Genomic DNA, 21,748 nt, shown 5'->3' with positions numbered 1-21,748 from the left:
CTAACTCTGTTATTAGCTAGTTAGGTCATCAAAGAATTTTTTCACACCGTTGAAGAAGCCTTCAGATTTTGGCTTGTGCTTAGTTGCAGCATCGCCACCACAAGACTCATCAAACTCTTTCAGCAATTCTTTTTGACGAGAACTTAGGTTAACTGGAGTCTCAACCACTAGCTTAACGATTAGGTCACCCACACCGCCGCCACGAACGCCTTTCACACCTTTACCACGCATACGGAACATACGACCTGTTTGCGTTTCTGTAGGTACTTTAAGGTTCACACGACCATCTAGCGTCGGAACTTCAACTTCACCACCTAAAGCTGCCATAGCAAAGCTTACAGGCACTTCACAGTATAGGTTGTTGCCTTCACGTTCAAAGATATGATGCTCTCTCACGTGAACTTGCACGTATAGGTCACCTGCTGGTGCACCCATCTCTCCCGCTTCACCTTCGCCAGATAGACGAATACGGTCGCCAGTATCAACACCAGCTGGGATCTTAACGTTAAGTGTCTTAGTTTTCTGCTTACGGCCTTGACCATGACATTCGTTACATGGGTCTTTGATGATCTTGCCTTTACCGTGACAGGTAGGACAGGTCTGCTGTACGGCAAAGAAGCCTTGACGCATCTGAACTTGACCGTGACCATGACAGGTACCACACGTTTCAGCTGAAGAGCCTTTCTTCGCGCCGCTACCATCACAGGTATCACAGTGAACAAGCGTAGGTACTTCGATCTCTTTTGATACACCACGAACTGCTTCTTCTAGCGACAGTTCCATGTTGTAACGTAGGTCTGCGCCACGTTGCGCGCGCTGCTGACCACCGCCACGACGGCCGCCACCAAAGATATCACCGAACACATCACCAAAGATGTCGCCGAAGTCAGCGCCACCGCCACCAAAACCGCCGCCGCCGAAGCCGCCACCGCCTTGTTCAAAAGCAGCATGGCCGTACTGATCGTACGCCGCTTTCTTTTGAGGGTCAGTGAGAATTTCGTACGCTTCTTTTACTTCTTTAAACTTGTCCGCAGCAGACTCATCACCCTGGTTACGGTCTGGGTGGAATTTCATCGCTAGACGCTTGTACGCCTTTTTGATATCGCGCTCAGAGGCATCACGGCCTACGCCTAATACTTCGTAAAAATCACGTTTTGACATGTTCTTCGTCACCAATTAATTACTGCAAACGGCATGATTTACCGCTTGGTGTTTGTATCGTTCTAGGTAAGTGCACTCATTGCAAAATACTTAACTAGAAAGACAGCTTTGACAAACAGACGGGCGTAAGAGTTACCCCAAACGCCCGCGCACAAAAGTCTTATCGACTCTAGGCGACCATAGGCCGCCTAGTTAGAAATAATATTATTTCTTGTCGTCTTTAACTTCTTCGAACTCAGCATCAACTACGTCGTCTTCTTTAGACTGTTGAGCGTCAGCGTCAGCACCTTGTGCTTGTTGCGCTTGAGCTTGTTGTTGAGCGATTTCCATTAGCTTTTGAGCTGCCGTCATTAGCGCTTGAACTTTAGCGTCGATCGCTTCTTTGTCATCGCCTTTACGTGCAGTTTCTAGCTCAGAGATAGCTGCTTCAATCTTCTCTTTCTCTTCTGCAGGTAGCGCTTCACCAGCTTCTTCTACTTGCTTACGAGTACCGTGAATCATTTGGTCAGCTTGGTTACGTGCAGTCGCTAGCTCTTCGAACTTCTTGTCCGCTTCTTTGTTAGCTTCTGCTTCTTGAACCATTTTCTCGATGTCTTCGTCGCTTAGACCGCCAGAAGCTTGGATAGTGATCTTCTGCTCTTTACCAGTCTGCTTGTCTTTCGCTGAAACGTGTAGGATACCATCCGCATCTAGGTCGAAAGTAACTTCGATTTGTGGCATACCACGTGGTGCAGCTTGGATACCTTCTAGGTTGAATTGACCTAGAGATTTGTTGAAAGACGCTTGCTTACGCTCACCTTGAAGAACGTGGATAGTTACCGCGCTCTGGTTGTCTTCTGCTGTAGAAAAAACTTGGTTCGCTTTAGTTGGGATAGTTGTGTTTTTCTCAACTAGCTTAGTCATTACGCCACCCATTGTCTCGATACCTAGAGACAGTGGAGTAACGTCTAGTAGAAGTACGTCTTTAACGTCACCCGCAAGTACACCACCTTGAACTGCAGCACCCATTGCTACTGCTTCATCAGGGTTTACGTCGCGGCGAGCTTCTTTACCGAAGAACTCAGCAACTTTCGCTTGAACCATAGGCATACGAGTCTGACCACCAACTAGGATTACGTCAGTGATGTCGTTTACAGATAGGTCAGCATCAGCTAGAGCAACTTTTAGTGGCTCAAGAGAACGTTGTACTAGGTCTTCAACTAGAGATTCTAGTTTCGCACGAGTCACTTTCACGTTCATGTGCTTAGGACCAGTCGCGTCTGCAGTTACGTAAGGTAGGTTTACGTCAGTTTGAGAAGTAGAAGAAAGCTCGATTTTCGCTTTTTCTGCTGCTTCTTTAACACGTTGCATCGCTAGTGGATCGTTCTTAAGGTTGATACCTTGCTCTTTGTTGAACTCGTCTACTAGGTAGTTGATTAGACGCGTATCAAAGTCTTCACCACCAAGGTGAGTGTCACCGTTAGTTGCTAGAACTTCGAACGTTTTCTCGCCTTCAACTTCATCGATTTCGATGATAGAGATATCGAATGTACCACCACCAAGGTCGTATACCGCGATAGTGCGGTCGCCGCCTGACTTGTCTAGACCGTATGCTAGAGCAGCCGCTGTTGGTTCGTTGATGATACGTTTAACTTCTAGACCTGCGATACGGCCAGCGTCTTTTGTAGCTTGACGTTGAGCATCGTTAAAGTAAGCAGGAACTGTGATAACTGCGCCAGTTACTTCCTCACCTAGGAAGTCTTCAGCAGTTTTCTTCATTTTCTTCAGGATTTCAGCTGAAACTTGAGGAGCCGCCATTTTTTGGCCTTGCGCTTCTACCCAAGCATCACCGTTGTCAGCCTTAACGATTTTGTAAGGCATGATTTCGATGTCACGTTGAACTTCTTCGTCTTCAAAACGACGACCAATTAGACGCTTAATTGCAAATAGCGTGTTAGTTGGGTTTGTTACTGCTTGACGTTTAGCAGGTTGGCCTACTAGCGTTTCGCCGTCTGTGTATGCAACAACAGATGCGGTTGTACGCTCGCCTTCTGCGTTTTCAATTACGCGTGGCTTGTCACCGTCTAGAACAGCAACACAAGAGTTAGTAGTACCTAAGTCAATACCAATGATTTTACCCATCAGGCTATCTCCGAATAAATTCTATTTTCGTTTTGCTATATCCCCTATGTGGGGACGTAGAATCGGGTTTCAACCCTTGCTCACAAACAAAAATAATGTTGTTTGCTTCTCTTATGCCCAATAGATAAGGGCTGCAAATAGCTTTTCAAGGGAGAGAACAAAAAAAATTGAAAAAAGTTGCGCAAAAAGCGAGAGGCGAGAGGCGAGAGGCGAGAGGCGAGAAAGTTTAACTTCTTTTGGTTAAATAAAGTCAACTCTCATTTGTTCATACTTTTTCTAAACGTACCAACAGAACAAAAGAATGAAACTAATGCTTTAACGAGGAGTTAAAGTGAAATATGAAAAACTAAACGTCTGGAAAACAAGTTTCGACTTGTGTAAACGCACTTATATCAGCGTTCAACACATTCAAGACTACTCCTTCAGGGATCAGATTCGCCGTTCAAGTATATCCATCCCAAGCAATATTGCTGAAGGTGTGGAGCGAAATAGCCCGAAAGAAACCGCTTACTTTTTCAATGTTGCAAAAGGTTCGGTCGGAGAACTCAAAACTCAGTTAATGCTGGCTAGAGAACTAGACTATCTTCCAAAAAGTTTTTGCGATGAGTTATGTGCATCATGTGAGGACACTGGACGGATTTTAGGGGCTCTTATCGCCAAGCATAGAGCACAACTCTAATACCTCTATTCTTCAATCTCGATTCTCGTTTCTATGAAAAACAAAGCGAGGCCCTGGGACCTCGCTTTGAATTCAGTTAAATGTGTAGTTATGAATTACGCACTTGCTTGTGCTGGCTCAGCATCTACGATTTCTTCTTTACCAATCTCGCCTTCAGACTTAGCAACAATAGTGTTTACTGCTGTATCGCCGACTACGTTAGATGATGTACAGAACATATCGTTAATACGGTCAACCGCTGCAACGATTGCTAGACCTTCTGGTGGCAGACCCAATTGGTGAAGGATAACGCCAACCATTACTACACCACCGCCAGGAACACCGCCAGCACCGATAGACAGTAGCAGAACCGTGAAGCCTAGAGTCACTAGGTCAGATACCGCGATAGGCTGACCAAACGCGTTTGCACAGAATACCGCTGCGATTGCGATGTAGATAGAAGCACCCGCCATGTTCATAGTTGCACCAAGTGGTACACCAAAACCAGCTACCGACTTAGACACACCAATCTTGTCAGTAAGAGTGCGCATCGTAACTGGAATCGTCGCATTTGAACTTGCGGTAGATAGAGAGAACAACACTTGCTCACGCGTCTTACGAGAGAATTCACGCGCAGAAATACCTGTGAACATTTGAACCGCTAGTGGGTACACCACGAAGATCCAAAGCACTAGCATTGAAACCACAAGAGCAACATAACCAGCTACCGATGCAAGCGTGCCGGCATCCAAGGTTGCGCCAAGTTGAATCATCAGAGCAAACACACCGTATGGCGCTAGGCTCATCACTAAGCCAATCAGCTTCATCATGATTTCGTTCGCCATCTTAAAAGTACGAACCGCTGGGCCGCCTTTTGAATCAAGCGCTTGAATTGCAAGACCTGTCAGAATTGCCATAAAGATAATTTGTAGCATGTCACCATTTGCAAACGCCTGAACTGGGTTGCTTGGGACAATGTTCACAACCATAGAGAAGATGTCTGGCGTTTCTGTTGACTTGAGTGCCACAGAATCAGAGATCGTACCCGCAAGGTTTGCACCTGCACCAGGCTGAACAATCATAGCAACAGTAAGAGCAGCAACGATCGCGACGACGGTATTCAAAATGTAAAGAGTAAAGGTTTTACCACCTAAGCGACCAAAAGAACGAATGTCTTTAAGCTCCACGATGCCACATACAATTGATACATAAACCAGAGGAACAACCAGAAGTTTAATCAGCGAAACGAACATGCCGCCCGCACCTTCTGCTGTACCTAAGATATAGGTATCAAAAATCGCAATACCGCTAAATAAGTACTGAATAGCTGTACCCAGCACGAGGCCGGCGAACAAGCCGATAAAAATCTTACTAGAAAGCGATTTATCCATCATAAATCTCCGAAATGTTGTGTTTGCTATTTATATTTTTATAGTTACATCTGCTGATTTTTACGGCAGACCTCGCGAATAATACACATCAGAGTTACAAAATAAAGACTTTCTTTACAAGAATGTTAATAAATCACATTAAAAGTAAATCACCAGATTCACATTCATATTCAGAATTTAATTTTGAAGGCAAGTCATAACAGACACTTATAGACACAGCATTCCATAAGTACGCAAGATAAAGAAAGGATATCCCCTATAGGAAAATTATTTCCCAATAAGAAAAACTTTGAAGGGGATCAAATTTCAAATTTATCGCATATTCAGAGGGGTGAATATGGTTGAAGGGATGTTTGAAACAAAAACGCCCGCTGTTTAAGAGCGGGCGTTTTAATATATTTATATCAATGAGTTAACTGATTACTTAGCAACCATAACCATTGCAGGGCGAATAACTCGACCGTTTAGCTCGTAGCCTTTTTGCATCACAAATATTACTGTGTTTGATTCATGGTCAGGGCTTTCTTGAATAGACATCGCTTGGTGGAATTCAGGGTTGAATGCTTCACCTTCTGGGTTGATCTCTTTCAAACCGAATTTCGATACTGCATCTACAAATGTCTTGTGTGTTAGCTCAACACCTTCAAGAATTGGCTTAACCACTTCGTGCTCTGCATCCACAGCTTGGATAGCACGCTCTAGGTTATCGATAACTGGAAGTAGTTCTTCAGCGAATTTGTTCAGAGCGTACTTACGAGCTTTATCGATTTCTTGCTCAGTACGACGACGCATGTTTTCTACTTCAGCTTTAGCGCGAAGAACCGCATCTTGCTGGTCTTTCACTTTTGTCTCGCTAGACAGTAGTGCTGCTTCTAGTTGAGCAATCTTAGCGTCTTTCTCATCACCAATGTCTTCAAGTTCTGCTTCAGCTTCTTGCGCTGCCGCTTCTACTTTCTCAGCCTCTTCGATGATTTGATCAAGCTCTTCTTCTGTAACTTTGTTTTCTTCGTTGCTCATGATATCTCCAGAATTCAACTTAATGTCCTTAAAGCCACTCACGTTTTGTGGGCTTTAACCACATAAAAATTCGCATATTTAGGTAACTTGCCATTATTATGGGGATGAAGATTCCTGATTCAAGCCTCTTTAATGCGGAAATGCTATGAAAAACCCATGTAACGTGATCGCGATTATCGGAAAACCACGAGATCAGCAGGCAATTCAAACTCATAGAGAGTTATACGAATGGCTGACCTCTGAAGGTTACCAAGTCTTTATCGATGATCGCCTTGCTGCAATTTTAGACGAAATCCCGCAAAACCAGTTTGCTAGCCTTGTTGAACTGGGTAAAAACGCCGATCTCGCTATTGTCGTTGGCGGTGATGGCAACATGTTAGGCGCAGCTCGTATCTTGTCTCGTTTTGATGTGGCTGTCATTGGGGTAAACCGAGGAAACTTGGGCTTCCTGACTGACCTAGATCCTGATGACTTTAAAGAAGCACTGAAGGCCGTATTGAAGGGCGAATATATTGAGGAAGAGCGATTTTTATTGGAAGCAGAAATCCATCGTCACGGTCAAATCAAGAGCCACAACGCAGCATTGAACGAAGCGGTCTTGCACCCTGGTCAAGTCGCGCACATGATTGAGTTCGAAGTCTATATTGATAACAGCTTCGCGTTCTCACTGCGTGCCGATGGGTTAATTGTTTCTACTCCAACGGGCTCTACGGCTTACTCTTTGTCAGGTGGCGGCCCAATTTTGTCACCAAGCCTAAACGCGATTTCTCTGGTGCCAATGTTCCCGCATACATTGTCTAGTCGACCGCTAGTTGTGGATGGAAAACGTCGTATCAAACTGGTCGTTTCTCCAGAAAACCGCGGCACGCAAGAAGTAAGTTGCGACGGGCAAGTCTCTCTACCAGTGTCTCCAGGCGATGAAATCCATATCTATCAGAGCCCGAACGTTCTAAAGCTGATCCATCCGAAGGACTACAGCTACTATCACGTACTAAGAAATAAGCTTGGTTGGTCAAGCAAACTGTTTTAGCAATAAAGGTTGGTGTGAGAGCATCAACCTTTTTTCTTCTCTGCCATAAAAGCCTCTCGTAAAAGCCAAACGACATTCAATCAAGCAACGTTAAAATTAATTTTATAAATTTAGATCTTGTGTGCAAAATTTATACAAACCTTAACGCTCGAATTGAATGCTCGATGTCCGGTGATATTCTCGCCATGAATAGAATATAAACTCTATTTCATACCAGTTATCTCAAAGGACGCATTATGAAAAAAACAATTATATTGTCCGCTCTCAGTACGTTAGCGCTTATGGGCTGCCAATCTGAGGAGGCAAAGGTTACCGATATTTCAAACGCAAAAGCCGAGGACATCACCAACACCAAACGAGCGTTGGCACAACAACTCAGTGAGAGCTACACCGACATAGAACCGATGCTGCGCCGAGACATCACCGCAGAACACATCAATGTCCCTGTTTCTTCTTTTGTTGAACAAACTCCCCTATCGGCTTTCAGTAAACAACTTGTACAAGCCGATACACAAATTCGCTCATGGAAAGGCATTTCAGAATACTCAGAACAGCTTCTCGAAGTTCGCCTTGCAAATGAAGAGATGCTAGATGTATGGCAAGAAGGCAAAATTAGCCCCCTATTTGCTTTTGAACCAAGTGGCGATGATGAGCAATGGCAATACATCGAAGCGTACGATGTCTATGGTCAAATCCACCAGTTAGACGTTTATCAACTTCCTGACGTACCGGTTTTGGTTATTGATAACAATAGCTCTGCAGAACTCAAAGCTGGCCTGCAAGCCATGCAAGCAGAGATGAAAAGCTTAGGCCAAGCAACCATAGTCCAGCCATATCTATCCGATAACCAGCGAGCTAATGCCCCTCTTCTGGCCAGTGCAGCAAGCTCCACTCAACCAATTCAAACCACGCAACTTAAGAAGATTCGTCTTTCAGATGATCAAGAACCTTGGATCTCGGGCAAAGCAGAAATCTACGCCATCGTTACTGGCGTCAATCCAAGCCGTGACGAGCCAGCGTTAGATTTGGTCGAACTTCCATATTTGGATTACGACAATCAAGATTACTATCCGAACCAAATCATCATTCACTGGTCTCGTTACCGTTGGGGGGCGGCGGATATCGTCTTGATGGAGCAAGATGACGGCACCGATTACAAACAGTTAGCCAAGCTGCTTGTCCAGGTTGCAGAAGAAGTCCTGAAGGCAATTCCAGATCCAGAAGTACAGGCATACGCCATTATTCCTCAAATCACGAACAAAATTATCGATGCGATCCCTGATGGAGCACTCACCAACGATGATGATTTTGTCGATGTTTACTACACGCTGATGCAAGACACTTCTTATGTTGACCATCCAGGTGCTGGCGTCAACGCAGTGGTTACTTTAGAGCCGCTCACAATTAACCCAACTCGCCCGTAACTTGTTCAATTTAAATAGGTCGTTGCATTTTCTGCGACCTATTTTTCCCTTCTCACTCACAAAAAATCGCTTCTTTGAGAAAAAATACCTAACCCACCTTTACTGTATAAAGAAACAGTATATACTGTTTTCTTATACAGTATTGTTCAGTTATACAGGTAAATAAAAATGCTGGCTCATCTAAGTGTTAATAATTTTGCGATTGTTAAATCTTTACAGCTCGAGCTTTCAAAGGGCATGACCACCATCACTGGTGAAACAGGCGCAGGTAAATCTATTGCAATTGATGCATTAGGTCTTTGTTTAGGCGGGCGTGCCGATGCAGGCATGGTGCGACAAGGCGAAGAGAAAACAGAAGTCAGCGCTGCCTTTTTATTGGACAACAATCTACACGCAACGCGTTGGCTAGAAGATAACGACCTGCTGGATGGCAGCGAATGTATCTTGCGTCGCATCATCACTAAAGAGGGCCGCTCTAGAGCCTTCATCAACGGCAGCCCAGTCCCACTTTCACAACTCAAATCTCTTGGGCAGTTGTTGATCAACATCCATGGACAGCACGCCCATCATCAACTGATGAAAAGCGAGCATCAAATGGCCATGCTTGACCAATATGCAGGACATTTAAACTTATTAAAAAGCACACGCAGTGCTTACCAGCATTGGCGTCAGGCAGACAATAATCTTAAGCAACTAAAAGAGAACAGCCAGCAAAATCAGGCGCAAAAACAGTTGCTTGAATACCAAATCAAAGAACTGAATGAGTTATCGCTAGGTGAAGAAGAATTTGCAGAGCTCGAGCAAGAGCACAAACGACTGTCCAACAGCGGTGAACTTGCCGCTACCTGCCAGCAAGCCATCGAACTTATTTACGAAGGTGAAGAAGTCAATGCGCTTGGTATTTTGCAATCGGCCAATCACTCCCTAATCCAATTAGCGGAATTAGATGAGAAATTAGCTGAACTACCAAACATGCTGTCAGAGGCAATGATCCAGCTAGAAGAAACCAAAAACGAACTTCGCAGCTACCTTGACGGCATTGATGTCGATCCGGGTCGCATGGCTTATGTCGAAGAACGTTTTTCTAAAGTGATGTCGATGGCTCGCAAACACCATGTGATGCCTGATGAGTTATACCAACATCACCAAGATCTGTTAGCACAAATCGAAGCACTAGATTGCTCTGATGAACGCTTGGATGAATTAGCACAAGAAGTGGAACAGAAATACCAAAGCTTCTTAACTCAAGCAGAAAAACTGCACAAATCACGCAGCCGTTATGCTAAAGAATTGAACAAGCTGATCACGCAAAGCATGCACGAGTTGAGCATGGAAAAAGCCGTGTTCAGCATCGAAGTGAACAACGAAAACGCGCATCCATCTCCACTAGGCATGGACAGCGTATGCTTCTTGGTTTCAACCAACCCAGGACAGCCATTACAACCTATCGCTAAAGTTGCGTCTGGTGGTGAGCTATCGCGTATCTCCTTGGCGATCCAAGTGATCACTGCTCAGAAAGTCGACACACCAAGCTTGATCTTCGATGAAGTGGACGTAGGTATCAGTGGCCCAACAGCGGCCGTAGTTGGCAAGATGCTGCGCAAGTTAGGTGAATCGACCCAAGTCATGTGTGTGACCCACTTGCCGCAAGTTGCTGGTTGTGGCCACCAGCAGATGTTTGTCGCGAAACACACCAAAAGTGGCCAAACTGAAACACAAATGCGCTCACTGGATGAAGAGCAACGTGTGGCAGAACTCGCTCGCTTACTTGGTGGCAGCCAAATCACTGACTCTACACTGGCAAACGCAAAAGAACTGCTTATTGCAGCTTAACGACTTAGCCTTAATAAGGGGATGAAATATGGATATCAGGACAGTCGACCATGAAAGCTGCTTAGATCTCATCCCCATTTTTACCGAATTAGAGCAGTACTACTTCAAAGAACAAGCTGCCACTGAGAAAGAGTTGGCACATTATCTCAAGTACAAAGTCTTTTCAGAGTACTCTGGCGTCAAAGTTATTGCTGCATACAACAACGACACCATAATGGGGTTTGCGACTTACACCGTGATGTTTCCTGCACCGAAACTCTCCGGGCAAATGTATTTGAAGGACCTATTCGTGTCCTCTTCTGCGCGAGGAAAAGGCGTAGGACTTAAGTTGATGAAATATCTCGCGTCTCTTGCTGTCAATCATGGTTGTCATCGATTAGATTGGACAGCAGAAAGCACAAATCCTACCGCAGGTCGGTTTTACCAATCGATTGGTGCTGAGCGAGTCACCGAGAAAGAGTACTATCGCTTTTCCGGCGATACTCTACTTGAGTTTTCACAAGCCAAATAACCAATGAACTTTCTCCTTCATTGGCCTGACAAACATGCCATTATTGTGCGTGACAAACTGTTCAGTTCTCGGTTTAAGCGAATTTGTGAGTGATGTTCTGTCATTTAGCGTGCAATATCAGCGAATAAATGCAACTCAACTCAAAATTCGTTGTCAGATTTCCTACCATACGACGCATAGCTTTTTACATCTGCGTCGAGCTTGTTTATTATCAGCGCAGTATTTTAAAGGTTACTAAGAAATTATTATGCAATTAAAGAAGTGGTTAGTTGCCGTACCATTAGCAATGACATTGCTGACAGGATGTTCGGTATTGGAAAGACTGGTTTATCGTATTGATATCAACCAAGGCAACTATGTAGAACAAAGTGCGGTTGATAAATTAAAGTTTGGGATGACTAAAGCACAGGTTCGCTACGTTCTTGGTTCACCTATGTTGGTTGAAAATGGCTACCCGAACACGTGGTACTACATTTACCATCACACACCAGGTCACGGTGATTCCGTGCAGAAAGATCTGATCGTTCAATTTAACGATCAAGGTACGTTGGCTGATCTCACTGGCGACTACCCAAAAAGCGATGCGTTTTACGAGAAGATTCAGTAAACAACCTTTATTTTCGCAGTATTCCTAAAGCCTCCTCATGGAGGCTTTTTTATTGCTTGTCACTCGCTCTAACTCCCTAATTCACAGCTTTATTTTCCCTCTTACTCTCCCTTCATCGCTTTGTTTGAATGGACTCGCAAATCTTCTTGCTGAGCATTTTTTATGCAATCGCTCACATTTAATCTGAATGGAGTAATGGTTCATGCAAGGAACACGAAAATGAAAGCAATGTCTTATGGTCTACTCGCCATCTCTTCACTCCTTTTGCTTGGCTGTGATGATGACGATTCGAAAGAACAAATCGCTATCACGTCTCATATCAACAGTTTAGAGTTTAATCATGCGGATGACTCAGACCTCGAACCCATCAGGCAAGCTGTAGCGGGTAAATCATTTATTGGCCTCGGTGAAGCAACTCACGGTGGCGCACAAGGCTACAAGTTGAAATCTCGTATTACTAAATACTTGCATCAATCTGGTGAAATCGACGTTCTTGCAATGGAAAGTGGCCTGTATGACGGACTTCGCTTGTGGCAACGCTTGATGGATGGAGAAATCACCGATGTCCGAGACGCCATGCTCTACTCTTTCATGTTCCTCTACTCAGAAACTCCAGAAATTTACCCATTATACGAGTACGTTGAGCAACAAGCGTTTACTGACAAGCCTTTGTATTATGTTGCATTTGATGGCAGACACAGCAGTGACCCTGCTTGCAGTACCATGCTCCCAGAAATGCAAACATTCGCAGAGAAGCACCAACTGATCAACCTAGATTGGGCAAGCTTTATCACCAACGGCGAGGCAATGATGTGCCCTTGGTATTTTGCCGAGCCAGACCACAGCGCGAAGCAAGCATTTATCAATCAACTTGCGTCTCTTAACTCTGTGATGTCTCAAATGAAAGCCGAACAACTCCTACCTCCATTGGAGCAAAGGCAAGATTTTCGCGAATACGCCACCTTCTGGTTGCAGATAGTCAAAAGCATGCAAGCGCATGTGCAAAGTCGTTGGTTTGATACCTACAACCCTGATGAAGTCATGCAAGCCGACAACTTACGATGGCTACAAAAAGAGTGGTTACCAGGTAAGAGCATTCTCGCTTGGGGCCACAACGTCCACATCAGTAACTACGTTGGTGCATGGCATGACAGCACCGGTGCATTTTGGCATCTGCGCCAACAAGTAGACCCAAATGAAGTGTACAGCTTGATTCATACCTTCGAAGATGGATACATCACGCCAATGGAATCCGATCCAGAGCTACGGGCAATTCCTCATTTTTCAACTCGTGAGATGGGAAGTGTGGAGAAACTCTTGGCACAAAATGGCGTCGAAAATGCCTTTATTAAAATGGAAGATATTGCCGGGTTAAAACACCCAGATAGCATCATTTATCAACCTCTAAGCTACGCCAACGACCTAGCGGAAGGAATTATCTACACCAGAACAGAAACCCCGAGTTCGATAGATTCGCCAAGATAAGCGCCAGAAACGACAAAACCTCCCAGTTGGGAGGTTTTGTTTTATATTTACGAGCGTTATTCCGCTGATTTTCTCAAGGAGTTTGGCTTCCCGCCCGTCACAGGGTCTGCATTGCCTGCCACTTTTGCTTGCTCAGCTCGTTTACGGCGAATCTCTTTTGGATCCGCCAGTAGTGGACGGTAGATTTCGATTCGGTCTTTGTCTCGAACCGTCGCATCTAGTCGAACGTTGCGGCTGTAAACACCGACTTTATTCTTCTTCAAATCAATCTCTGGGTACAATTCAAGCACACCAGACTGACGAATAATTTCTTCAACCGTTGCTTGGTTATTCACAACCAAATTGAACACACGCTGCTCCTGAGGAAGTGCATACACCACCTCAACATGAATCATATCCGACTCAATACTCATAGCACTCGTACACCTGTTTCGCACGTTTAGTAAAAGCGTTTACCATGTTGCTGGTCAGCTCATTAAAGATTTTGCCAAAAGCCATCTCAATCATTTTGCTTGAGAATTCAAACTCAAGTTTCAGCTCAACTTTACAAGCCTGCTCATCAAGTGCGGTAAAGATCCATCCACCACGAAGGGTCTTAAAAGGACCATCCACCAGATTCATCATGATTGCTTGGCCAGGAATAAGTTCATTAGAAGTTGTAAACGTCTTGCTGATACCTGCTTTCGCCACGTCGACAGAAGCCACCATACCTTCGCCCGAAGACTCAATGATTCGTGAACCTGAACAACCAGGTAGAAACTCAGGATACTTCGAAACATCATTGACCAGATCGAACATCTGCTCTGCACTAAAAGACACCAAAGCAGAACGGCTGATTTGCTTCATACACACTCCTATCGATACGCGTACAAGTTTAAGACTTGTGCCAATTTTACTTTTATTCGACGATAGCGCAAATAAAAGGATTTCCTAACGTATACCCAACCCGTATAATGAGGCCATTATGGTAAAGAAAAAATCAAAACAAAAAGCGGGTAGCAACACTATCGCGCTTAATAAAAAAGCTCGCCACGAATACTTCATTGACGATGAAATTGAAGCAGGCTTGGAGCTACAAGGCTGGGAAGTGAAAGCACTTCGCCAAGGTAAAGCCAATATCGCTGAAAGCTACGTTTTCATGCGTGACGGAGAGGCTTTTGTCAGCGGAATGACCATCACTCCTCTTAATCAAGCATCAACTCACGTTGTCGCAAACCCTACGCGTGTGCGCAAACTACTAATGAGTCGTCGTGAACTCGACAACCTTCTTGGTCGCATCAACCGTGAAGGTATGACACTAGCCGCGTTGTCACTGTACTGGTCTCGCTCTTGGGTGAAGATCAAGATCGGTGTAGCGAAAGGTAAGAAGCTTCACGACAAACGTACCGATCTTAAAGAAAAAGATTGGGCTCGTGAAAAAGCACGCGTGATGAAGAGTTCACTGCGTTAAACTTGACCACTTAGACGCATAGTACTGGACAGCCTAGGCTTTTCTGTTACTATGCCGATATTACCTCTGGGGCTGATTTAGGATTCGACGGGAATTCAGAAGTCTGAGGTGCATGCCGAGGTGCGGTAGGCCTCGTTAACAAACCGCAAAAAAATAGTCGCAAACGACGAAAACTACGCACTAGCAGCTTAATAACCTGCTCAGAGCTCTCTCGCCCTAGCTTCCGCACGTAAGACGGGGACCAACGAGGGATCAAACCCAAACGCGCTAGCCCGGATTCTCCCGCCTGAGAGATGAACGGCGAATTTTAATTCAGGATAGTCATTTACTAGCGTGTCGGTTCGCAGGTGGATGGTGAATTTAAAGATCGACTAAGCATGTAGTACCAATGATGAAAGGTTTTCGGACGCGGGTTCAACTCCCGCCAGCTCCACCAAACGTTTGGAAAGGGCCAACTCGAAAGGGTTGGCCCTTTTTGTATCTCCCCCTCAACTCATTGCTTTGATTCCTAGCCAAAATCTCTTAGTCTGTGGTTAAGCATTCATCAATGGACATGAGATCATGCTAAAAGGCAGTGAATACCCTTCTATTCGTGCGCTGCGAACCTTTGTTGCGGTTGCTAACCAACTGAGTTTTTCTAAAGCGGCAGAGAGTTTGTGCGTAACTCAAGGTGCCGTGAGTAAACAGATTGCGACGCTAGAGCAACTGGTTGGGCTGCCTTTAATTCAGCGTGGTATCAATGGTATTGAGCTCACCGAAGAAGGAAAACGTTACTTACCCAAGGTAACCGAAGCGTTGGAGATCATCCAACATGCGACGGCAAGCTTGATTCAAACCGACACAGAGCAAGAGTTACTGGTAGTCGATGTCACGCCTTCTTTCGCCAGTTTGTGGTTGGTGCCAAACATTGATGCATTCCATCAAATCCATCCTGATATCCGCGTTAAAGTTCGCACCAGTGATGGTCCAATAAATCAGTTAGACGTAGACTGTGACATCACCATCCGCTGCCTTCCTCTCTCCAGTCACTACGAACATGGTCGATTGTTGCGTCAAGAAACGCTACTGCTAACGGGCTCATCAAGTTCTTCAACGTGTAACGACAAACAGTCCATTACGGATTTCGCTTTTATTCCTCAAACGACACGCCCGCAGTTGTGGGAGCAGTTCAAACTAGAGCAATCTCTGCAAAGCGCGATTCATTATCACCCCGTCGGTCATGAGCATTTCTATCTTTCTTATGAAGCGGTAAAGCTTGGCAAAGGGCTTGCTCTTCTGCCTGATTTTATGGTGCAACAGGCGATGTCGAGAGATGAGGTCCACCACATTCAACAGCTGAGTATGCTGAGCCATTATGGCTATTACGTATTTGTGCCGAACTACCGTTTAGCAGCGCGAAAAGTCTCGCTGTTCAATGATTGGTTATTTGCTCAGCTTGGAGAAGGCGTCGGTTAGATAACGACTCCGCTTCAATTTTTCAATCTGTGGTTGAAGCCAGCACATCTAAAGATATTCGCGTTACACTGAAGGGGTTGCCAACTGTAATGAGGGTTTATGACGTTATCTCCTGCCTTTCTGCGTAAAATCTGGTACTCCCCTTCTGTCAATCTTGGTTTGCGTGCCACCAGCGCGATTGTCCTGTTCATGGGGTTGGGTGTGCTATTCAACCAAATCAATCTCGCCATGACGGCTTTAATGACCATGCCCGCAGCATTGATCAGTGGTTTAGACACTGCCGGCCCTAGACGCTGGACACGCTTTGCGATTACCGCTTTCACGTGGAGCATTACGCTCATCATCACTTATGTTCTGCTGAATATCGGCTTACCACTGTGGCTGACTTACGGCGCGATGGGAGCAGTATTGGCGAGTACCGCAGTGAATGGTCCGTTTTGGGGACGTCTTGGCATGTCGAGCTTACTGATCGCGGTCGTGAGCTTGTCGCTACATAACTCCAACGCGGTACTTGGTCTCTATCCTATGTTGGTGTTGGGGCCACTCACTTTTGCGCTGTTCAGTTGGCTTTGGTTTGCCTTATGGAAACATTACGCGCTGCGTGTTTGTCTTTCTGCGATTTACGAGACGCTAGCGGACTACATTCAATATCGCCAAGCTTTCTTGCTTGGAAGCGAAAACGATGCCCCGAAACGACGCATCAAATATCAGTTGATTGAACTATTCCAACAAGCGCTGCAATCGGAATCTTTTCGCTCGAAACATGAAGACGCCAACTCATTACGTCAGGCTTTGTTTTTGGCGCTCGATACATTTGAAGTCATCTTGAGCAGCCATACAAGCAACCCTGATCTGCTCAAGCAATTTCAATCCAGTAAACCGAAACGAGATCTGCTCTTGGTTTGGAGCCAACACTGTCAGCAAAGATTAAGGCACAAAGCCAAGCAGCTTTTGCATAACACGCGTAAAGAAATGGAACACTTGAGCTCACTAGAACAGGAAGCTCATGATTTGATTGAGGCGGTGAAGCTAGAAGACCAACCTCGCTTTCGCTACTGGGCATACGCGGTCAAACATATTTCTCGTCGTATTGAGCTCAATGAACCCGCTTATGAACGTTCCTTTGAAGTGCAACCATTCGAACTATCTTTCCGTTTACCAAGTCGAGGCAACCCGATTTGGCGCCACGTGACTCGCGTTGGTTTGATGTTCGCTCTTGGAGCTGGGATTGCTGAATACTTTGAATTGATTCGCCCGGATTGGGTGTTGATTTCCATGTTGATGGTGATCCAGCCAAGTTTCTTGGCCACCCGAAGTAAAACTTGGCAACGCTGTTTAGGTACGGCGCTTGGGGTACTGTTCGCCACCTCATTGATTCAACTTGGTGTTCCGACGACCATTCTGCTTGCATTGATCGCAGTTCTATTACCTGTCGCAATGCTCAATATTATGCGTCATTACTCGCTGGCGATTGGCTGTATTACCGCACTGTTAATTTTGGTTTATCAGACCATGGCACACCAAGGGCTCGACTTTGCCGCACCACGCCTGATCGACAATGTCGTCGGTGGCGCAATAGTCCTACTCGGTTATGGCTTATTGTGGCCGCAGTGGCGAGGTAAGGAGATTCATACCCAAGCATTAAAAGCACTCGATAGTTCAAAAAGCTTATTTGTGTATTGCTATGAGCAGTTACAAGTCGACACAGAGCAACGTGATCATATGGCGCTCACTAAGCAACGTGCGGCTATGCTCACTGCTGAAAGCGACCTTGAACTGATTTACAACGAGATGCAGCAAGAGCCAAGGCACACTCGCGCCGATCCGCATTATTACGAAGATATGTTGAGCCATTATCGCTTGTTGAGTCACTACCTCTGCTTGCTTATTCCTCTAGTGAGAACGGGCACCCACTACCAAGGCTCACTCCAAGTCGAACGCCTGATTCATGATGCGATGGATGCGTTGATCGGTACGATTCGTGACAATCGCGTGCATGAGCTGCCAGTGCTGAGCAATAAAACCGATGCCGATCACCCCTCCTCAACAGCTGGTCAACGGTCTGTCGAAGAGATCATCTGGTTAGCATTGATGACCATTAAGCAAATGCACGACTTAGTAAGGCGTAACCTAAAAGACTAAATACGCAGCACTATTATCAACGGCGTGTCAGATTTTACTGACTGAGAACAACGTCGATTGACCAAGCTAACTAACAGGAGTATCACTCCAGCTTCGTTCCACTTTTGTTAGAGGAAAGCGTTTGGAACACATAAATGAATTATTGATGGCGATGAAGCCGCTGCTTGAGCAATATGGCTATCTCGCCCTTATCGTCAGCATCTTTCTTGAAGGCATTGGTATTCCGATGCCGGGGCAATCGCTGATGATTGCGGCGTCTATCATCTCATCTGAGCATGTCATGAACCTTAGCCTAGTGATGATAGTCTCTTGGTTGAGTTGCTTTTTTGGCAACACGTGCGGCTACCTGATTGGCTATTACTTTGAAGGTTGGTTAGACAAGAAAGGCTATATTTCTGGTCCCAAAATGCAGAAGCTACAAAGTACAATTCAGAAGTATGGTCCTGCTTGTTTGGTTGTTAGCCGATTCGTGGAAGGGATGAAGCAGTTCATGCCGCTTGCTTGCGGTATTGCTAAGATGCCGCGCAAAGAGTTCTTATTAGGTAACGCGCTTGCAACCACCATTTGGGTTGCCGTGTTCAGTTTGCTCACCAACTTCGCGTTTGAGCATTTGAGCGTCCTTAGCCAGTTCTATACCGATCATCGCTACGTGGTTTGGTATAGCGCAGCACTGCTGTTCTCACTGATGATCTTCGCGCTTCTCAAACGAAAAAAAGCGTAAATGCTCTAAACCAATATAATTCCACAAAGGCTCACGGTATCAATAAGATATGTTATGTGAGCCTTTTTTATTGGTCTTTTCGATTAAAAATAACCAGCCATTTAGACGTCTAGACGTTGACAAGTCTTTAGTGTCAGATTAGTCTGCTCGCCTTATTTATTGATTATGTTGTCGTTCACATGTCTGGTTCTAAAAATTCTAATAAAGCAATCGCACCATCAGCGGTCGCACTTTTACCTTTAGTGCTATTCCTTGCGCTGTTTATTGGCGTGGGCACTTACTTATCTTTGCAAGGCGTTGATTTCGCGTTCTACCAATTGCCAGCGCCTATCGCGGTATTGCCTGCGGTGATCCTTGCGCTCATCTTAAGCAAAGACAAACTCAATCGTTCTATCGAACACTTCATGCGTGGCGTTGGTCATCAAGACATCATCGCGATGTGTATGATCTACCTGCTTGCTGGTGCCTTTGCTGCGGTAGCGAAAGCGTCTGGCGGCGTAGATGCGACCGTTAACCTTGGTCTTTCTGCGATTCCAACCAGCATGATCTTGCCGGGTATCTTCCTGATTTCTGCGTTTATCGCGACGGCAATGGGCACCTCAATGGGCACCATCGCAGCAGTTGCGCCTGTTGCTCTGGGCATTGCTCAATCAGCAGGTATGAGCCTTCCATTGACTGCTGGTGTAGTACTTAGCGGCGCAATGTTTGGTGATAACCTTTCGATCATCTCAGACACAACGATTGCGGCAACACGCTCTCAAGGCTGTGAGATGAAGGACAAATTCAAAGAGAACATCCGTATCGCACTACCAGCAGCACTGGTGGCGCTTGTGATCTTCGCCTTCAACAGCACAGCGACTCAAGTACCAGAAACTGGTCCTATTGAATGGTTGAAGGTGCTGCCATATGTGACGATTCTTATCCTTGCTGTATCAGGCATGAATGTGTTTGTCGTGCTTACTATTGGTATCGTTTTAGCGGGTGGCGTGAGCTTGTCTTCTATCGATGATTACGGTCTAACCAACTTCGCGCAAGACATCTACTCAGGCTTTGGCAACATGCAAGAGATCTTCTTGCTGTCTATGCTGATTGGTGGTTTGAGCGAGCTTATGCGCCGCCAAGGTGGCCTCGCATTTCTGACCAACCTAGTGAGCGGCATCATCCGTACGTTTGGCTCTAGCCACTCGAAAGAAGCAAATGGTCGAGCAAGTGAACTCGGTATTGCTGGTCTGGTATCGATGGTGAATACCTGTACCGCTAACAACACGGTTGCTATCATCGTATCAGGTAGCGTGGCTCGTCAGCTGGCAGAAGAGAACAACGTATCACCGCGTCGCTCTGCAAGTTTGTTGGATATCTTCTCGTGTGTTATCCAAGGTGTATTGCCATACGGTGCGCAGGTTCTACTATTGGGCTCGGTATTTAACCTTTCTCCACTAGAAGTTGTTGCAAACTCTTACTACTGTTTCGCGCTTGCAATTGCAGCAATCGTGGCGGTGTTTATCAAGCACCCAACACGTCAGCCTGTCCCTCAGACTGAAAGCTAAAATTAAATTTGAAGAAGGCTCCGATTGGAGCCTTTTTTGTGTCTTAAGAAAAGAAGAGATTCCCTACTCGCTCCTTCGTCGCTCTAGGGAATGACGTGGCGGGGGACTAAACATCTAACTGGCAGAAGGAAACACTGAACCGAACAAATCCCCAGTTAGAAGAGTAACTCGTAAACAGAGGTGTCCTAATTGCTCCTTCGTTACATTAGGAAGTGACGCTGTTAGGGACTGAGTATCTATCTAACTGAAGCAAACGCTGAACGGAACAAACTCCTACCATGATAGCGTAGGTTGCTAATATGGAGCCGCTCTCTCCGCCGCTCTAGATAATGAGGCTATGTAAAACCAAGCATCAACCGAGGCTAATTCCGTCATTCTCGAGAAGGAGGAACGACTGAGTCGGGAATCTCTCTCACGCGCGTAATTATTTAAATCTGCTCGTACAAATCATCCCACTTGGGATTCGTTTCATTGATTAACCTTTCTTTCCAACTCCGATTCCATTTCTTCAATTGTTTTTCTCTACTTATCGCAGTGTAGAAATCATCAAAAAGCTCAAAATACACCAGCTTGTTTGTCTTGTACTTCCTAGAAAATCCCTTCTCAACCGCATTTTTATGCTGCCAGATACGTTTTTTTAGATTTCCTGTAACACCGATATATAAAGCACTTTTCGTTTTGCATGTAACTATATAAACCGCAGGTTGCTTCATGCTTTTAGTCCTCAGCCTTTTTATCGACCTAAGGCTACAACAATAAATAAAACTCAAGGTGTGAGAAAAGAGTGGCGAATTATGAGTTTGAAAGAGATTCCCTACTCGCTCCTTCGTCGCTCTAGGGAATGACGTGGTCAGGAACTGAACATCTAACTGGCTGAGGTAAACGCTGAACGGAAAATTTTTAGTTAGAAGAGTAACCCGTAAACAGAGGTGTCCTAATTGCTCCTTCGTTACATTAGGAATATGACGCTGTTAAGGACTGAGTATCTATCTAGCAGAAGCAAACGCTGAACGGAACAAACTCCTACCATGATAGCGTAGGTTGATAATATGGAGCCGCTCTCTCCGCCGATCTAGAGAATGAGGTGGTGCAAGTCCTAGTTTCAATTGGGACTCACCTCGTCATTCTCGTATATGGACTCCCAATTAATTACAACCGATTTTTAAACAGTGAAAGGTAGATAGGATGCGTGCGT

The 21,748-nt window shown here is 45.3% G+C and carries 19 protein-coding genes and 1 other RNA gene; 13 read left to right on the top strand and 7 right to left on the bottom strand.

All coding sequences use genetic code 11. The features are described from left to right. Positions 1-12: 12 nt before the first annotated feature. Entirely contained in the window at positions 13-1,161 is a 1,149-nt protein-coding gene (dnaJ, locus tag VCHENC03_RS15700) for a molecular chaperone DnaJ (protein WP_005440230.1), read from the bottom strand. 204 nt (positions 1,162-1,365) lie between these two features. Next, the gene (dnaK, locus tag VCHENC03_RS15705) at positions 1,366-3,282 is read right to left on the bottom strand and encodes a molecular chaperone DnaK (protein ID WP_005440231.1); all 1,917 of its coding nucleotides are present in this window, start codon (positions 3,280-3,282) and stop codon (positions 1,366-1,368) included. 331 nt (positions 3,283-3,613) lie between these two features. On the opposite strand from dnaK, the gene VCHENC03_RS0125685 reads away from it, so the two are divergent. Beyond that, the gene (locus tag VCHENC03_RS0125685; RefSeq protein WP_032802598.1) at positions 3,614-3,961 is read left to right on the top strand and encodes a four helix bundle protein; all 348 of its coding nucleotides are present in this window, start codon (positions 3,614-3,616) and stop codon (positions 3,959-3,961) included. Positions 3,962-4,056: 95 nt separating this feature from the next. Here the strand turns inward: VCHENC03_RS0125685 and VCHENC03_RS15710 are convergent, their stop codons facing one another. Beyond that, positions 4,057-5,331, bottom strand: a complete 1,275-nt coding sequence (locus tag VCHENC03_RS15710) for a dicarboxylate/amino acid:cation symporter (protein ID WP_009705607.1) — start codon at positions 5,329-5,331, stop codon at positions 4,057-4,059. A 420-nt stretch (positions 5,332-5,751) separates the two neighbouring features. After that, complete coding sequence (gene grpE / locus VCHENC03_RS15715; RefSeq protein ID WP_009705606.1) at positions 5,752-6,348, bottom strand: nucleotide exchange factor GrpE; 597 nt, start codon at positions 6,346-6,348, stop codon at positions 5,752-5,754. Between the two features lie 145 nt (positions 6,349-6,493). Between grpE and nadK the strand changes: the two genes are divergently transcribed. The 6 genes from nadK (at position 6,494) to VCHENC03_RS15745 (ending at position 13,238) form a co-directional block, all read left to right on the top strand. Further along, a complete protein-coding gene (gene nadK / locus VCHENC03_RS15720) occupies positions 6,494-7,378 on the top strand; it encodes an NAD(+) kinase (protein WP_005440235.1) in 885 nt (294 codons plus the stop codon). A gap of 236 nt (positions 7,379-7,614) precedes the next feature. Next, positions 7,615-8,802, top strand: a complete 1,188-nt coding sequence (locus VCHENC03_RS15725) for a DUF3103 domain-containing protein (RefSeq protein ID WP_032802594.1) — start codon at positions 7,615-7,617, stop codon at positions 8,800-8,802. 168 nt (positions 8,803-8,970) lie between these two features. Beyond that, on the top strand, positions 8,971-10,635 hold the full coding sequence (recN, locus tag VCHENC03_RS15730; protein WP_009705604.1) for a DNA repair protein RecN: 1,665 nt from the start codon (positions 8,971-8,973) through the stop codon (positions 10,633-10,635). 28 nt (positions 10,636-10,663) lie between these two features. After that, complete coding sequence (locus VCHENC03_RS15735; protein ID WP_009705603.1) at positions 10,664-11,146, top strand: GNAT family N-acetyltransferase; 483 nt, start codon at positions 10,664-10,666, stop codon at positions 11,144-11,146. A 247-nt stretch (positions 11,147-11,393) separates the two neighbouring features. After that, entirely contained in the window at positions 11,394-11,753 is a 360-nt protein-coding gene (gene bamE, locus VCHENC03_RS15740; RefSeq protein WP_005440242.1) for an outer membrane protein assembly factor BamE, read from the top strand. Between the two features lie 219 nt (positions 11,754-11,972). Next, complete coding sequence (locus tag VCHENC03_RS15745; RefSeq protein WP_009705602.1) at positions 11,973-13,238, top strand: erythromycin esterase family protein; 1,266 nt, start codon at positions 11,973-11,975, stop codon at positions 13,236-13,238. 56 nt (positions 13,239-13,294) lie between these two features. Here VCHENC03_RS15745 and VCHENC03_RS15750 read toward each other — a convergent pair whose 3' ends face one another. Continuing rightward, on the bottom strand, positions 13,295-13,651 hold the full coding sequence (locus VCHENC03_RS15750; protein ID WP_005440246.1) for an RnfH family protein: 357 nt from the start codon (positions 13,649-13,651) through the stop codon (positions 13,295-13,297). Continuing rightward, positions 13,641-14,084 (bottom strand): SRPBCC family protein, encoded by a 444-nt coding sequence (locus tag VCHENC03_RS15755; RefSeq protein WP_005424743.1) that lies wholly within the window; start codon positions 14,082-14,084, stop codon positions 13,641-13,643. The genes VCHENC03_RS15750 and VCHENC03_RS15755 overlap by 11 nt, the downstream gene beginning before the upstream one ends. Positions 14,085-14,202: 118 nt before the next feature. Between VCHENC03_RS15755 and smpB the strand changes: the two genes are divergently transcribed. The 6 genes from smpB (at position 14,203) to VCHENC03_RS15780 (ending at position 20,553) form a co-directional block, all read left to right on the top strand. After that, the gene (smpB, locus tag VCHENC03_RS15760) at positions 14,203-14,688 is read left to right on the top strand and encodes an SsrA-binding protein SmpB (RefSeq protein ID WP_005440253.1); all 486 of its coding nucleotides are present in this window, start codon (positions 14,203-14,205) and stop codon (positions 14,686-14,688) included. Positions 14,689-14,756: 68 nt separating this feature from the next. Further along, positions 14,757-15,124, top strand: a transfer-messenger RNA (tmRNA) gene (gene ssrA, locus VCHENC03_RS26820). 125 nt (positions 15,125-15,249) lie between these two features. Beyond that, the gene (locus VCHENC03_RS15765; RefSeq protein ID WP_009705601.1) at positions 15,250-16,143 is read left to right on the top strand and encodes a LysR family transcriptional regulator; all 894 of its coding nucleotides are present in this window, start codon (positions 15,250-15,252) and stop codon (positions 16,141-16,143) included. A 99-nt stretch (positions 16,144-16,242) separates the two neighbouring features. Beyond that, positions 16,243-18,285: an FUSC family protein gene (locus tag VCHENC03_RS15770; RefSeq protein ID WP_009705600.1), complete on the top strand. Its 2,043-nt coding sequence runs from the start codon at positions 16,243-16,245 to the stop codon at positions 18,283-18,285. 145 nt (positions 18,286-18,430) lie between these two features. Further along, positions 18,431-19,006: a DedA family protein gene (locus VCHENC03_RS15775; RefSeq protein ID WP_032802591.1), complete on the top strand. Its 576-nt coding sequence runs from the start codon at positions 18,431-18,433 to the stop codon at positions 19,004-19,006. A gap of 179 nt (positions 19,007-19,185) precedes the next feature. Continuing rightward, complete coding sequence (locus tag VCHENC03_RS15780) at positions 19,186-20,553, top strand: Na+/H+ antiporter NhaC family protein (RefSeq protein WP_009705598.1); 1,368 nt, start codon at positions 19,186-19,188, stop codon at positions 20,551-20,553. A 428-nt stretch (positions 20,554-20,981) separates the two neighbouring features. Here the strand turns inward: VCHENC03_RS15780 and VCHENC03_RS15785 are convergent, their stop codons facing one another. Next, positions 20,982-21,266 carry a GIY-YIG nuclease family protein gene (locus VCHENC03_RS15785; RefSeq protein WP_009705597.1) on the bottom strand — a complete coding sequence of 95 codons (285 nt, stop codon included), beginning with the start codon at positions 21,264-21,266 and terminating at the stop codon, positions 20,982-20,984. Between the last annotated feature and the right edge of the window lie 482 nt (positions 21,267-21,748).

The sequence above is a fragment of the Vibrio sp. HENC-03 genome (genome assembly GCF_000305755.2).
Lineage (GTDB): Bacteria > Pseudomonadota > Gammaproteobacteria > Enterobacterales > Vibrionaceae > Vibrio > Vibrio owensii.
The sequence above is the reverse complement of the archived record's forward strand: the minus strand, read 5'-3'. Positions and strand labels throughout refer to the sequence as shown.